13 protein-coding genes are annotated in these 13,469 nt (G+C 40.9%); 10 read left to right on the top strand and 3 right to left on the bottom strand.

Annotation, left to right across the window (positions count from 1 at the left end):
• Positions 1-2 precede the first annotated feature (2 nt).
• The 6 genes from SYN7502_RS08130 (at position 3) to serS (ending at position 7,916) form a co-directional block, all read left to right on the top strand.
• The gene (locus tag SYN7502_RS08130; protein ID WP_015168370.1) at positions 3-1,352 is read left to right on the top strand and encodes a gluconeogenesis factor YvcK family protein; all 1,350 of its coding nucleotides are present in this window, start codon (positions 3-5) and stop codon (positions 1,350-1,352) included.
• 16 nt (positions 1,353-1,368) lie between these two features.
• Positions 1,369-1,806 (top strand): ATP-binding protein, encoded by a 438-nt coding sequence (locus SYN7502_RS08125; protein ID WP_015168369.1) that lies wholly within the window; start codon positions 1,369-1,371, stop codon positions 1,804-1,806.
• A 65-nt stretch (positions 1,807-1,871) separates the two neighbouring features.
• A complete protein-coding gene (locus SYN7502_RS08120; protein WP_015168368.1) occupies positions 1,872-3,488 on the top strand; it encodes a dipeptide ABC transporter ATP-binding protein in 1,617 nt (538 codons plus the stop codon).
• A gap of 282 nt (positions 3,489-3,770) precedes the next feature.
• Complete coding sequence (locus SYN7502_RS08115) at positions 3,771-4,826, top strand: hypothetical protein (protein WP_015168367.1); 1,056 nt, start codon at positions 3,771-3,773, stop codon at positions 4,824-4,826.
• Between the two features lie 231 nt (positions 4,827-5,057).
• Entirely contained in the window at positions 5,058-6,326 is a 1,269-nt protein-coding gene (gene ctpC, locus SYN7502_RS08110) for a carboxyl-terminal processing protease CtpC (protein WP_015168366.1), read from the top strand.
• 315 nt (positions 6,327-6,641) lie between these two features.
• A complete protein-coding gene (gene serS, locus SYN7502_RS08105; RefSeq protein WP_015168365.1) occupies positions 6,642-7,916 on the top strand; it encodes a serine--tRNA ligase in 1,275 nt (424 codons plus the stop codon).
• A 481-nt stretch (positions 7,917-8,397) separates the two neighbouring features.
• Here serS and psbA read toward each other — a convergent pair whose 3' ends face one another.
• Entirely contained in the window at positions 8,398-9,480 is a 1,083-nt protein-coding gene (gene psbA, locus SYN7502_RS08100; protein ID WP_015167006.1) for a photosystem II q(b) protein, read from the bottom strand.
• Between the two features lie 211 nt (positions 9,481-9,691).
• Between psbA and chlG the strand changes: the two genes are divergently transcribed.
• Both chlG and SYN7502_RS08090 read left to right on the top strand, forming a co-directional pair.
• Complete coding sequence (gene chlG / locus SYN7502_RS08095; RefSeq protein ID WP_015168364.1) at positions 9,692-10,681, top strand: chlorophyll synthase ChlG; 990 nt, start codon at positions 9,692-9,694, stop codon at positions 10,679-10,681.
• A gap of 13 nt (positions 10,682-10,694) precedes the next feature.
• Entirely contained in the window at positions 10,695-11,636 is a 942-nt protein-coding gene (locus SYN7502_RS08090) for an aldo/keto reductase (protein WP_041430046.1), read from the top strand.
• 111 nt (positions 11,637-11,747) lie between these two features.
• On the opposite strand, the gene SYN7502_RS08085 is transcribed toward SYN7502_RS08090, so the two are convergent.
• Positions 11,748-12,149 carry a cupin domain-containing protein gene (locus tag SYN7502_RS08085; RefSeq protein ID WP_015168362.1) on the bottom strand — a complete coding sequence of 134 codons (402 nt, stop codon included), beginning with the start codon at positions 12,147-12,149 and terminating at the stop codon, positions 11,748-11,750.
• 101 nt (positions 12,150-12,250) lie between these two features.
• Here SYN7502_RS08085 and SYN7502_RS08080 point away from each other — a divergent pair, with 101 nt between their 5' ends.
• Both SYN7502_RS08080 and SYN7502_RS08075 read left to right on the top strand, forming a co-directional pair.
• The gene (locus SYN7502_RS08080) at positions 12,251-12,433 is read left to right on the top strand and encodes a hypothetical protein (protein WP_015168361.1); all 183 of its coding nucleotides are present in this window, start codon (positions 12,251-12,253) and stop codon (positions 12,431-12,433) included.
• Between the two features lie 4 nt (positions 12,434-12,437).
• Complete coding sequence (locus SYN7502_RS08075; protein ID WP_015168360.1) at positions 12,438-13,187, top strand: GvpL/GvpF family gas vesicle protein; 750 nt, start codon at positions 12,438-12,440, stop codon at positions 13,185-13,187.
• Positions 13,188-13,213: 26 nt separating this feature from the next.
• On the opposite strand, the gene SYN7502_RS08070 is transcribed toward SYN7502_RS08075, so the two are convergent.
• The gene (locus SYN7502_RS08070) at positions 13,214-13,393 is read right to left on the bottom strand and encodes a 50S ribosomal protein L32 (protein WP_015168359.1); all 180 of its coding nucleotides are present in this window, start codon (positions 13,391-13,393) and stop codon (positions 13,214-13,216) included.
• Positions 13,394-13,469: the final 76 nt, after the last annotated feature.

The following is a 13,469-nucleotide window of genomic DNA, read 5'->3' as shown; positions in this document are numbered from 1 at the left end:
CGATGGCAAAATCTTCCCGTGGGCGGGTGCGTACTCGTCCAGTGACAAATATCCGAACTAAAAGTAGTAAAGGTTCATGGTTTAAATGGCTGCAACCGGGCTTGTTGGTAAAAAGATGGCTGTTTTTAAGTTTTGTGGGCGGGATTCTGATTGTTTTGGGCTTGGCAATTTCGATCAAACTGCGCCCTGTATTATTTATTAGCCGTGTGCTTAGCACTATTACCGAGGGCATAGTTAATCTTTTACCCAATTATATTAGTGGTCCCTTGGCAATTATTGGCGGACTGACATTGCTGTGGATGGGACATAAACAGGTTTTGGCATCAATTACCCAAGTACTGATGCCCGATGATGATCAGCAGCTAGTGGATAAACTGCTCACTCACCATAAACTGCATCGTGGTGCCAAATTGGTAGCGATCGGCGGTGGTACAGGGTTATCGAATTTATTAAGGGGACTAAAAAGGTACAGTGCCAATATTACGGCGATCGTGACAGTGGCTGATGATGGCGGTTCTTCGGGCAGATTGAGGCGAGAACATGGGGTATTACCTCCCGGTGATATTCGTAACTGCTTGGCGGCTTTGGCAGACGAAGAGAAATTAGTTACAGAATTATTTCAATATCGATTTCAAGCAGGAGAAGGGCTTTCAGGTCACAGTTTTGGGAATTTATTTCTCACGGCTATGAGTGAAATTACTGGAGACTTAGAAAAGGCAATTAGTGCTAGTTCCAATGTTTTGGCAGTGCGGGGACGAGTCTTACCTGCAACCTTAGAGGATGTAGTCCTATGGGCGGTACTAGAAAATGGTCAGTATATTGAGGGGGAGTCGGCTATTTCCGAGGCAAATGGAGTAATTAGACAAATTGGTTGTAAGCCAGATCATCCTAGAGCTGTACCCCAAGCGGTTAAGGCAATTGCTGAAGCTGACTGCATTATTATTAGTCCGGGCAGTCTTTATACCAGTATTATTCCGAATTTATTAATACCTGAAATTTTAGAGGCGATCGCCCAGCGTAAAGTCCCTTGCATTTATGTCTGTAATATCATGAGCCAAAGGGGGGAGACCCAAGATTACACAGTGGGTGACCATGTCCAAGCTCTCGATACTGTAGCTGGAACTCGTTTATTTGATGCTGTTTTAGTTCAAAAATTTCCGCCATCCCAGCGATCGCTAGCTAAATATCAAGCCCAAGATTCACACTTTATTGAACTGGATCGAGATTATTTAGTGGAGTTAAATTGCCCCATCCTGTTGGCAGATGTGATGAAAGAAAATGCTAACGGTTCGGTAATTCATGACTCAGATAAATTATCAGGGGTGCTAATGCGTTGGTACAATCGACATTGATCTAGTGCAAAAAAGTATGGCTGAAAAATACTCTCTGCGAGTCAAGACTGATATTTATGATCTAACTACTGTGCAGAAGTGGTTTCAGCAATTTGGGAATTCCTCCGTAACTAATGCAACTGAGCGAGTATTGCAGCAAATGAATTTATTACTGGCAGAAGGTTTTGCCAATGTTATTTACCATGCCCATGAGCATTTACCCATAGATACACCCGTTGATATTGAGGTTATTTTTGATAAAAATACGATCGAAATCAGGATTTGGGATTTTGGGCAGCCCTTTGATTTATTACAGAAGCTAAAAGAAATTCAAGAACACCAGATTGACCCCACGGATATTGATAACCTGCCCACTGGCGGTAGGGGACTACAGATTACCCAAGCGATCGCTGATCGATTTAGTTATGAGCGATTTAAAAATCGTAATTGTTTAGTAATTTATAAAAGTTTCTAATTGAAAATATCCCCAGCTTTGGTCTTTATATCTCTCTATTTTTATATCAGGCTTAATTTAATCAAATGCTTTTAGAAATAGAAAACCTGAAAATTCAGTACAACTTGACATCTAATTCTCAGTCTTTTAAGCCAGTTTCTAAGCCAGCCGTTGAGAATATAAACCTGCAATTAGAAGCGGGAGAAAGTCTAGGATTAGTTGGGGAAAGTGGCTGTGGCAAGTCAACTTTGGGGCGATCGCTAATCCAAATGTTACCGCCAAATGCCCAATGGCAAGGAGAAATTAAAGTTGGGGGCGAATCTTTAAGTCTAGTGCAATCCCTAACGCAGTTAAATCATTGGCGGGGCGAAAAGGTAGGATTAATCTTCCAAGACCCCATGACTAGGCTAAATCCTCTAATGACCATTGCTGATCATGGCATTGAAGTGCTGCGATCGCATTATCCCCAACTCACAAAACCACAGGCACGGCAACAAGTTCAAAATACCTTAGCATCAGTAAATATTGATCCAAAACTAATTAATCAATATCCCCATGAGTTTAGTGGCGGGATGCGGCAGAGGGTGATGATTGGCTTGACTTTGCTATTAAATCCAACTTTGCTCATTGCCGATGAGCCAACTACTAGTTTAGATGTAACGATCGCATCGGAGATTTTGGCAGAGTTAACGCTTTTACGTCAATCACGAAATATGGGACTGATTTTGATTACTCACGATCTAGGCTTAGTTGGCAAGTATTGTGATCGCATGGCAGTTATGTTTGAAGGCGTAATTGTGGAAACTGGCAAGGTCAAAGATATATTTAAAAATCCTCAGCATCCCTACACTCAAAAACTGTGGCGATCGGTAATTCATTTTGCGGAAACTGGAAAAATTACTGAGCCTGCTATTAATGATGATAATGTCAATACTCTTGTTAAGGTTCAGGATTTAACCAAGCTTTATGTCTCTGGGAACTGGCTAACAGGACGTACGGTCAAAGGGATTGAAAAGATTAGCTTTCAAATTAAAACTGGTGAAGTTGTAGGTGTAATTGGGGAAAGTGGATCAGGGAAAAGCACAACGGGAAGAGCAATTTTACAACTGATCAAACCCGACTCTGGCTCCGTGCAGTTTAATGGCGTGGAATTAACTAAATTAGCAAAACCTGATCTACGCCAAATGCGATCGCAAATGCAGATGATTTTCCAAGACCCTAGAGCTTGCTTAAATCCTTACATGAACATTCTTAGGGCAGTGGCTGATCCTTTATTAATTCACAAAATTGAGCCGAATTTAGCAGCTTGTAAGCCTAAGGTTTTAGATATTTTAGATCGAGTTGGATTATCAAGTACATTTATAGACCGCTTACCCAAGGAACTTTCTGGTGGACAATTGCAAAGAGTAGCGATCGCTAGAGCTTTAATTACCCAACCGCAATTTTTAATTTGTGATGAGCCAGTCAGTATGTTAGATGCCATCATTCAAAGCCAAGTGTTAGAACTAATGGTTGAACTAAAAGCAGAATTTAACCTCACCTATTTATTCATCACCCATGACTTAGCGGTGGCACAATCCTTTTGCGATCGCCTAATTGTGATGTATCAGGGCAAAATAGTTGAATCAGGAACAACAGAAATCCTCACTAACCCTCAGCACCCCTATACCCAAAGCTTAGTTGCATCCATTCCTCATGTTTGATCAAGCCTCCAAATAATCCAAATAAGTAGATATGTTATGACTTCCTGACTTGTGCCAACGGGAGAGTAGTCTCAACTTTTTACCAGAAACGCAGAAATAGCTAGCTTTAGATATAAATACTTATTGAAAATCAGTTGAATTAAGCATTGTCAGTTTCTGATAACATTTACACCAATAAAAAAAATTTTTGACAAATTAAGCTTGTCCATCATAGAACAAGTGCTTACGCTTAATATTTTTGCAATATCTTTGAAATAACCTATAAATAACACACATACTTCCATGTCAAATAATGAAAATAACGAATCTGTGACTTCTCTGGCACAGGTGTGGGCTAAAAAATATATACAAAGCCTTGCTGTTGAATCGGGACAGACTGACCCTACTGATTTAAAGACAGTATTATCGCAACCAGGTCGGCAAATAACTGTAACGAAATTGCAAGAGGCTCTCAGGTACACTAGCGCACAAGCATGGGCAAAAACTGAAACTCTTTTGGCACCAGAAGTACAAAAACATAACATCAATACTAATCTAATTGACCCTTGGCAAATTTCCGTTGACTCCCACGCACTTTTTGATAAAACCCTAGATTTTTATACCCAAAAGTCTGCCCTGCGTCCCATAGCGATCGCTTCCCTCGAAACTGAAACCACCAGTGACTTCCCCAGTTCAACCAAACTAGCCACGGAAATCGCTAAAGATGTAGGTAGAGTACGCCATAAATATACATCTAAAGACCCTCGTGTAATAGGGTTTGTGAGTATGCAGTTTCATTACACAGGGCAAATGCTTTTAGAGTTACTTAATCCCATTGAGAAAGCCACCATTGGTTCCTACTTTAAGGTAATTGATGATCATCTCTATATGCCTCTACAACGTGCCTATGAAGCGGCTGCCGATCATACCTATAATTCACCAGAACTAATAGCCGTGCGAGACTTAATGCCCATGACCAGTGAAATTGCTCAGGCTATTTGTGACAATGTGATTGAAATGTATCCCACATACAATTGCTACAATGGTAAACTACCCGACCCTGCAATCAGAGCCTCCAGCATCAGAGATGTAGAAATGTTTCAAATTTATCTCTGTCTTTCTGTGCTTGAAGGTAATCTTGCCGCAATTCAAGAAGAGCTTTTTCCACTCTGCGTCATGCTTTATCCGCCCTTAAAAGTAAGTTGGGGTTTAATTCGGAACATGCTTAGACTACTTGGACAGGAGTTAGCTATTCGCCTCAATCCCACTGATATGGATCAATTTAGACCCTACGTTAAGGCTCTATGGGGGATGTTTTCAGAGGAGGTACTGATTGATCGAGAAGCAGTGGCTGCGTAGTTTTCTGGCTTTTAGGGGTGACTAGACTTGATTAAATACCTATATCTCACTCACCCCACTTCTTCTGCGCTGCATATTTATGCTGTGATCCATCTCACTAAACCCATTTGAACCCTGAGCTATTATATTTCAGTCTAAATTAATCACTAAAATAACTACAGCAAGTTTAGACACATTCGGTTGTGCTAGATTAACTGTATATTTCAGGTAGTAACCCTACAATTAAAGGTCATGGCAAAGCACAGACTTATCCTTAGTTCAACGGCAGCACTGATGGCGGCAGTGGCAGTTGTTGGTTTCCAATTAGTTACCCCAAGCATCGCAGCATTTAGATCCAGCCCCAAAGAAGTAATAGATGAGGTCTGGCAAGTCATTAACCGTGAGTACGTTGATGGGACATTTAATAAAGTTGATTGGCAAAAAACTCGCAAGCAATATCTGAGTCGGGACTATGCTTCTCAAGCAGATGCCTACAGAGCCGTTAGAGAAATGCTTAAAACCCTTGATGATCCCTATACTCGGTTTATGGACCCTGAGCAATTCAAGAGTATGCAAATTGATACTTCAGGGGAGCTAACTGGTGTAGGTATTCAACTGGGTGTGGATGAAACCACAAAAAAACTAACGGTTGTATCCCCAATTGAAGATTCGCCCGCAGCTAAGGCTGGTATTATTTCCAAGGATATAGTAGTCAGTATTGGCGGTAAAAGTACCGAAGGCATGGATATTAACCAAGCTGTGGCTCTAATTCGTGGTCCAGTAAACTCTAAAATTACTTTGGGAATTAAGCGGGGCGATCGCACCTTTGATGTGGAGTTAACCCGTTCTAAGATTGAACTCCATGTAGTCAAAGCCGATATTAGGGATACCCCTACTGGTAAAGTCGGCTATATTCGCCTCACCCAGTTTAATGCTAATGCTACCGCCGATATGCGTAAAGCAATCCAAAGCCAAGTTGATAAAAATGTGAGTGGATTTATCCTAGACCTACGTTCTAATCCCGGTGGCTTGCTATATTCTAGTGCCGAAATTGCGCGGATGTTTATTGATAATGCCACAATTGTTTCAACTGTCGATCGCAAGGGTGAAAGTGAAAGACTAGTTGCCAATCGTCAATCACTAACCGATAAACCTGTGGTGGTTTTAGTAGATGGGGGCTCAGCCAGTGCTAGTGAAATATTATCTGGGGCATTACAGGATAATAAGAGAGCAATTCTTGTTGGTACCAAAACCTTTGGTAAGGGACTAGTCCAATCTGTAGTTCCCCTTGGTGATGGCTCAGGTATGGCAGTGACGATCGCTAAGTATTTAACTCCTAACGGCACAGATATCAATCACTCTGGCATTAAACCCGATGTAGTTGTGGAACTAACTGATGCTCAAAGGGAAGAGATAATTAAAAACCGTACGGAAATTGGTAGTAATGGTGATCCACAATATACCAAGGCTTTAGAAGTTTTGACTAAGCGGATTAAAAATCCTACGGCTAGTATCAACTAAATAAATTTATTCAATTTCTATTGAAGTTCTAAAATTTGATCTAAGGAGGGAAGTTATCTCTCCTTTTTTGGTTTTTATCTTTGAAAGAATAGCTTTGAAATAGGAATAATCAAAACCATATTAGGTAAGGAGTTAGTAGTCCATCCTCTTGTGGTTCAATGGTTAGTCTTTATTTTGCAGTATAAGATTGTCAATGATATCTTTCCCCCGTCCAAAAAATTGAAAAGTTCAAATTATCAAATTTCAAATTAAAGTTCAGGCAATTTGATTTACCATACGATCACATAGTATTTACTCTGCCAATTACATAATCCCGTGTTAGATATTAAACTTCTGCGATCGCAGCCCACCCAAATTCAAGAGCGTCTCAATCTGCGAGGAGGAACCATAGACCTAACAGAAATCCTTACTTTAGATCAAACTGTTCGAGAACTAGAAACTAGGCGATCGCAACTAGAAGCCGAAAGTAATGACATCGGTAAGCAAGTTGGAAAGCTGATCCAAGCTGGGAATAAAGACGGTGTAAATATTCAGGCACTAAAAGACAGAGCTAACGAAATTAAGCAACAAATTGCCAGTACCGAACCAGAAGAAAAAGCTTTAAAAGACCAAATTCGTCAACTTTTACTCGTAATTCCCAACCTTCCCGATCAAACTACACCCATTGGCAAAAATGAGCTAGAAAATATTGAAGTTCGGCGTTGGGGAAATGAATATAAGGGCTTAGAAAATTTACTGCCCCACTATGAAATTGGGGAGAAACTAGGAATCATGAACTTTGAGCGTGCCGTAAAAGTTGCTCAAAGCCGATTTGTAACTTTACTAGGGGCAGGAGCAGCCCTAGAGCGGGCATTAATTCAGTTCATGCTCAACACCCATACTCAAAGAAATTATCAAGAGGTTTTACCTCCCTATCTAGTAAATTCAGGATCACTGATCGGTACAGGACAATTACCCAAGTTTGCCGAAGATGCCTTCAAATGTGCTGAAGATGATCTATGGCTAATCCCCACTGCCGAAGTGCCTGTGACTAATCTCTATAGTGATGAAATTTTAGAGGCTGAGAAGTTACCAATTTATCACTGTGCTTTTACCCCTTGTTTTCGCCGAGAAGCTGGCAGCTATGGGAGAGATGTCCGAGGTTTAATCCGTTTACATCAGTTTCATAAGGTCGAACTTGTTAAATTTGTGCATCCCGATCGCTCTGCCGATGAACATGAGAGTTTAGTTGCCGATGCTGAATTTATTTTACAAGCCTTAAAACTACCCTATCGTGTGATCGAACTTTGCACAGGTGATCTGGGCTTTGGTGCAGCAAAATGCTATGACCTAGAAGTATGGCTACCTTCAGTCAATCAATATCGAGAAATTTCCAGTTGCTCTAACTTTAACGATTTTCAAGCTCGCCGTGCCAACATCAGGTTTAAAGCCAAAAAACAAAAAGGTACCGAATTTGTCCATACTCTAAATGGATCAGCTTTAGCCGTAGGAAGGACGATGGCAGCAATTTTAGAAAACTATCAAGATGTCCACGGTAGAGTAGTGATTCCTGAAGTTTTGCAACCATACCTGGGTAGAGAATATCTGTAAAAACTGATTAAAAGTCTATCAATAATGGCGATGTATAGATTCAAGTTGATACAGGTTGTGAGAGATTTTCTAAGATAAATTGACGAATGGCAAACCTGATTGATTACCCTGTGGAAACATTCAATTTGCCAATGTCTATCATGAACTTGTTTGAACCCTAGCCAGAGGAAAAAATTAGAGACTGTCAAATTCAAAGAATAGTTAAAGTATTTGAGCCACCAGTAGACACAGATACCAAATGGACTGGAGTGAAGAGTGTAATTAGTGTTGAACGCATGTCTACACGAGTAGAAGTTCCATATCAGCACATTGGTTATTATCTCAGTTCTTTAAAACCTACATCGACAAGAATAGCATTAGTAGTGAAATAAGCTGTACTAAGGGGTAGAAACCAAAAAAGGGAAGGCTTGAAGTCCCTCCCTAAAAATACATTTACATTCAATTCAGTTCAATCGCTGTTCGGCTATTCCTAGACTAGAAATTAACCATTGATCGCAGGAGCAGTTAGAGCAACAGGAGCAACTTCTACAGCAGCTAGGTCAAGTGGGAAGTTATGTGCATTTCTTTCATGCATTACTTCCATACCCAAGTTAGCACGGTTGATTACATCTGCCCAGCTTGGTACTACTCGTCCTTGGCTGTCTGCAATGGATTGGTTGAAGTTAAATCCGTTGAGGTTGAATGCCATGGTGCTTACGCCCAGTGCAGTGAACCAAATACCGACTACTGGCCATAGTGCTAGGAAGAAGTGTAAGCTACGGCTATTGTTGAAGCTGGCGTATTGGAAGATCAAGCGTCCAAAGTATCCGTGGGCGGCAACAATGTTGTAGGTTTCTTCTTCTTGTCCGAATTTGTATCCATAGTTTGCAGATTCGTTTTCGGTGGTTTCACGAATTAAGCTGGAGGTTACCAAGCTTCCGTGCATTGCGCTGAATAAGCTTCCGCCAAATACGCCTGCTACGCCCAACATGTGGAAGGGGTGCATCAGGATGTTATGTTCTGCTTGGAATACGATCATGAAGTTGAAGGTTCCAGAGATGCCTAGGGGCATACCGTCGGAGAATGAACCTTGTCCGATAGGGTAAATTAAGAATACGGCTAGGGCTGCAGCTACTGGTGCAGAGTATGCTACTGCAATCCAAGGACGCATGCCGAGGCGGTAGGATAGTTCCCATTCTCTTCCCATGTAGCAGCAAATGCCGATGATGAAGTGGAAGATTACGAGTTGGTATGGTCCACCGTTGTAGAGCCATTCGTCTAGGCTGTCGGCTTCCCAAATGGGGTAAAAGTGCAATCCAATGGCGTTGGAACTTGGTACTACGGCGGCGGAAATCATGTTGTTGCCGTATAGTAGGGAACCACTGACTGGTTCACGGATGCCATCGATGTCTACGGGAGGGGCGGCGATGAAGGCGATGGTGAAGCAAATGGTTGCTGCTAGTAAGCATGGAATCATTAGTACTCCAAACCAGCCTACGTATAGGCGGTTCTCGGTGCTGGTTACCCACTGGCAGAATTGTTCCCATACGCTGGCGCTTTCGCGTCTTTGTACTGTTGTGGTCATAATTGCTTTTGGTTGTATGAATGTTTATTTATTAGGTTTCCCTATAGATGTAATATACACTCTTTTGTTTACTTTTGTAAAGAAATTATTTTGGCTTCACTTTTTGTAACAATGTAGATGAATGCGCTAATTAAAATAGTCCTAGTTACTCTATTTGTTATAGATAAATGGGATTAATGCGATGATTTTAAAATAGTAGTGCTAAAAATCCATGACCTTAGACAATTCCGATCAATTAAATCAATCAAATACTAACGATCTTCGGACTCGGCAGATTCTGGGAATGAAGGGAGCAACTGCCACTGAAACTTCAATTTGGAAGCTAAGGCTGCAACTAATGAAGCCTATTACATGGATCCCACTAATGTGGGGAGTAATCTGTGGAGCAGCTTCTTCAGGAAAATATACATGGACTTTAGAAAATGTACTTATCTCTGCTGCCTGTATGCTCCTATCTGGTCCAATTATGACGGGTTACACCCAAATCATGAATGATTATTATGATCGGGAAATTGATGCCATTAATGAACCCTATCGTCCTATTCCTTCGGGCGCAATTTCTTTAAAGCAAGTGATTGCTCAAATTTGGTTTTTATTAATTGTCGGTATGGAGATCGCTGTGTCTCTGGACTTTTGGGCTGGACATGAATCTTTTACTGTGACTAAAATTGCTGTGATTGGGGCATTTTTGGCATATATCTATTCTGCTCCACCTCTAAAACTTAAGCAAAATGGCTGGTTGGGTAGCTATGCGTTGGGAGCCAGCTATATCACTTTGCCTTGGTGTGTGGGTCATGCTTTATTTGGTGAACTCAATTGGAAAGTTGTAGCAATCACTATGTTTTATAGTTTGGCAGGCTTAGGCATTGCCATTGTTAATGATTTTAAGAGCGTTGAAGGCGATCGCACTTTGGGTTTGAAATCTTTACCTGTAATGTTTGGGGTAAATCGCGCGGCATTGATCTCGGCGATCATGATCGATGTATTTCAAATAGGTATAGCTGCTTATTTAGTTACCTTGGGCGAACAACTCTATGCAAGTGTTTTAATGCTGTTGATTATTCCCCAGATTACATTCCAGGATATGTATTATTTAAGAGACCCACTTAAAAATGATGTTAAGTATCAGGCAAGTGCTCAACCTTTTTTGGTAATTGGGATGCTAGTTGCAGGTGTTGCCATGGGACATGCGGGAATTTGAAGAGAACCTTAACATGACTGAGTTTCCAAAGATTGGTATTGGCACATGGGCTTGGGGGGATAATTTATTTTGGGATTATGCTCAAGCCAATGATAAAGAGCAGGTGAGAAATGCATTTTTGACTTCCCTAGAATCAGGGATTACATTTTTTGATACGGCTGAAGTCTATGGCTTAGGGGAATCTGAGCGATTAATTGGCAAGTTTCTTCAGGAAATAGGGGTTAAGTCTCAAAATGTGCAAATTGCAACCAAGTTTATGCCATTACCTTGGCGATTTAATGCCCAAAACATTAGAGATTCTATAACTGCTAGTCTAAACCGTTTACAACTAAATACGGTGGCGTTGTATCAGGTACACCAGCCAGTGAGCTTTTTAATCAGTCAAAAAACTTTAATGCAGACCTTAGCTGATGAAGTTAAAACAGGCAGAATTGCGGCAGTAGGTATTAGTAATTATTCGGCTAGCCAAATGCGAGAAGCTCATACATATCTGACACAAGAGGGGGTAAAACTGGCAGTCAATCAAGTGCGCTATTCACTATTGGATCGAGAAATTGAAACTAATGGCATTTTGGCGACAGCCAAAGAGCTAGGTGTGACAATTTTGGCATATAGCCCCCTTGCCCAAGGTTTATTGACAGGTAAGTATAGAAATAGTGGAACCACTATCCGCCCCACAGGTGCAAGGAAAATAGACCCAAGGTTTAAACCTGTAGGCTTAACCAAAATTGAACCGTTACTACAACTGCTTGAAGAAATAGGAGCTAAATATAATCGATCTCCTGCTCAGATTGCCTTGAATTGGTTGATTTATCAAAGTAAGTCCCAGAGCCAAGTGATCCCAATTCCAGGTGCTAAAACTGCGAGTCAAGCTCGTGAAAATGCAGGGGCATTAGGTTGGTCTATTAGTCCTGAAGAAAATCTGTTACTAGGTAAGTTGGGGAAGTATGCCTAAAAATACTGAACTCTGCATGTTGCCAAGGAAATTTAGCTTGATAACTCGATAACTTGGAAAGGGAGTGAGCAGAAAATATTAACTGAACCCAACCAGCTTATTTGAAGCATGTTAGCTTTGATCCGATGTCTTGCTTCTGTAAACCTGAACACTCTCTTGCTCATTAGGATCATTACGAGATACTATGGCGATCGCCGCTTCAGTATTACTCAAGTTTCTAGGCTGGTGAGGCACACCTTCGGGAATAAATATAAAATCCCCCTCTGTATTTACAACTGACTTTGCTAGATTTTCTCCGTATAAAGTCTCTACTTTGCCCTTTAAGAGATATATTGCTGTTTCAAAACCCTTATGAAAATGTGGTTCAGCGGCAGAACTCGGAGGTATTACCACCATATTCATAGAAATTCCTTTGGCTCCAACGGTCAACCCCGATATGCCGACATAATTAGGTAGTTTCTGAATTGTATCTGTAGTAATTTCTGGTCTGACGGTAACGATATCCTTATCCATGATTACACCAAGTTTGTCTATACCTCTATTCAATCATAATGGTTAGGCTGGGATAAGATTAGGGAAATACAAAATCTATACTTTTTACACCTACATAAATCATGACTCCTGAATCTATTAAGGAAAAAATTGCAGTGATCGCTTTGAAACGCTCAGTACTAATTCAGCTTTCTAATCGTGAAGATTTAGGTAATCTAACTATAGATGTGGTGCAGGCATTGGAAGAAATTAATGACTTGATTGCTGATTTTCAAAAAACCTTCCCCGATTTAGCCATTAGTTAAACCCATGAGCTTATATTTGTATGCGATCGCTAACGGGCAAGACCTTGAAAAACTCAAAAACAGCCTAAAAATCGAGGGGATGAATCAACAGCCTGTCCAATTTCAGGAGATCGATCCCTTCACGCTTGTATATAGTGAAGCACTACAGGAGAGATATCTTGCCAGTCGCGCTAATTTATTGACCCACGAACGGGTAATTGAAGCCGTAATGAAGGTGGATGTTTACAATGTACCTTTACCCTTGCAATTTGGCTTAGTGGTTGATGACTGGGCGGAGGTAAAACAAAAACTAATTGAGGGGCATCAATCGGATTTAAAGGATTTATTAAACAAGCTGCAGGGAAAGAGGGAAGTGGGGATTAAATTATTTTGGGATCAAATTGCTGAGTTGAATTTAATCCTGGGTGAAAATACTGAATTGAACCAGAAACGAGAGTCGCTAATGGGTAAAACCTTGAGTATGGATGCAGCGATCGCTATTGGCAAAGAACTAGAATCGGCACTAAACCAAAAACGGGAAGAAATTGTTGGCACTTTTTTGGAAGTTCTCCAACCCTTGAGCTATGAATATGTGGTGGGAGATTTGCTGACAGAAAACATGCTCTACAATGCCGCTTTTCTAATTGCATGGGATCGAGAATCAGAATTTGCGATCGCTATTGAAAACTTAGATGCCAAGTACGATCATCGCTTACGCATACGCTATAACAACTTTACCGCCCCATTTAATTTTGTGAACTTGGGGCAGCCTTAGCTTAAGTTTATTAACTTAAAATCAGTCTATTCTTCAGTTTCTTCCTCAGCATCGGGTTGAGGATAGATAAATCCAGTATTATTGCCAGTTAGGATTGATTTACCTAAAGACAGAGCCTTGGCTGCGGAGACAGCGGCTTTACGTTTCCATGCGGCTTTACGAATATCACGCTTTGACTTTGAGGTGCGTTTCTTGGGGACTGCCATGATTAAGCTAAACTAATTTTTACAGAATTACTATCTTATACTAACTAGCTACTTTCTGCCAATTAAAAGTTTGCCA

The sequence above is a fragment of the Synechococcus sp. PCC 7502 genome (assembly GCF_000317085.1).
In the GTDB taxonomy this organism is placed as follows: domain Bacteria; phylum Cyanobacteriota; class Cyanobacteriia; order Pseudanabaenales; family Pseudanabaenaceae; genus PCC-7502.
Note: the sequence above shows the minus strand (reverse complement) of the source record. Positions and strands in the feature narration are given on the sequence as shown.

Bases quoted from the DNA above. Each gene is read 5' to 3' on its own strand.
- SYN7502_RS08130 (WP_015168370.1), top strand. From the start codon at position 3: ATGGCAAAATCTTCCCGTGGGCGGGTGCGTACTCGTCCAGTGACAAAT.
- SYN7502_RS08125 (WP_015168369.1), top strand. From the start codon at position 1,369: ATGGCTGAAAAATACTCTCTGCGAGTCAAGACTGATATTTATGATCTA.
- SYN7502_RS08120 (WP_015168368.1), top strand. From the start codon at position 1,872: ATGCTTTTAGAAATAGAAAACCTGAAAATTCAGTACAACTTGACATCT.
- SYN7502_RS08115 (WP_015168367.1), top strand. From the start codon at position 3,771: ATGTCAAATAATGAAAATAACGAATCTGTGACTTCTCTGGCACAGGTG.
- ctpC (WP_015168366.1), top strand. From the start codon at position 5,058: ATGGCAAAGCACAGACTTATCCTTAGTTCAACGGCAGCACTGATGGCG.
- psbA (WP_015167006.1), bottom strand. From the start codon at position 9,480: ATGACCACAACAGTACAAAGACGCGAAAGCGCCAGCGTATGGGAACAA.
- chlG (WP_015168364.1), top strand. From the start codon at position 9,692: ATGACCTTAGACAATTCCGATCAATTAAATCAATCAAATACTAACGAT.
- SYN7502_RS08090 (WP_041430046.1), top strand. From the start codon at position 10,695: ATGACTGAGTTTCCAAAGATTGGTATTGGCACATGGGCTTGGGGGGAT.
- SYN7502_RS08085 (WP_015168362.1), bottom strand. From the start codon at position 12,149: ATGGATAAGGATATCGTTACCGTCAGACCAGAAATTACTACAGATACA.
- SYN7502_RS08080 (WP_015168361.1), top strand. From the start codon at position 12,251: ATGACTCCTGAATCTATTAAGGAAAAAATTGCAGTGATCGCTTTGAAA.
- SYN7502_RS08075 (WP_015168360.1), top strand. From the start codon at position 12,438: ATGAGCTTATATTTGTATGCGATCGCTAACGGGCAAGACCTTGAAAAA.
- SYN7502_RS08070 (WP_015168359.1), bottom strand. From the start codon at position 13,393: ATGGCAGTCCCCAAGAAACGCACCTCAAAGTCAAAGCGTGATATTCGT.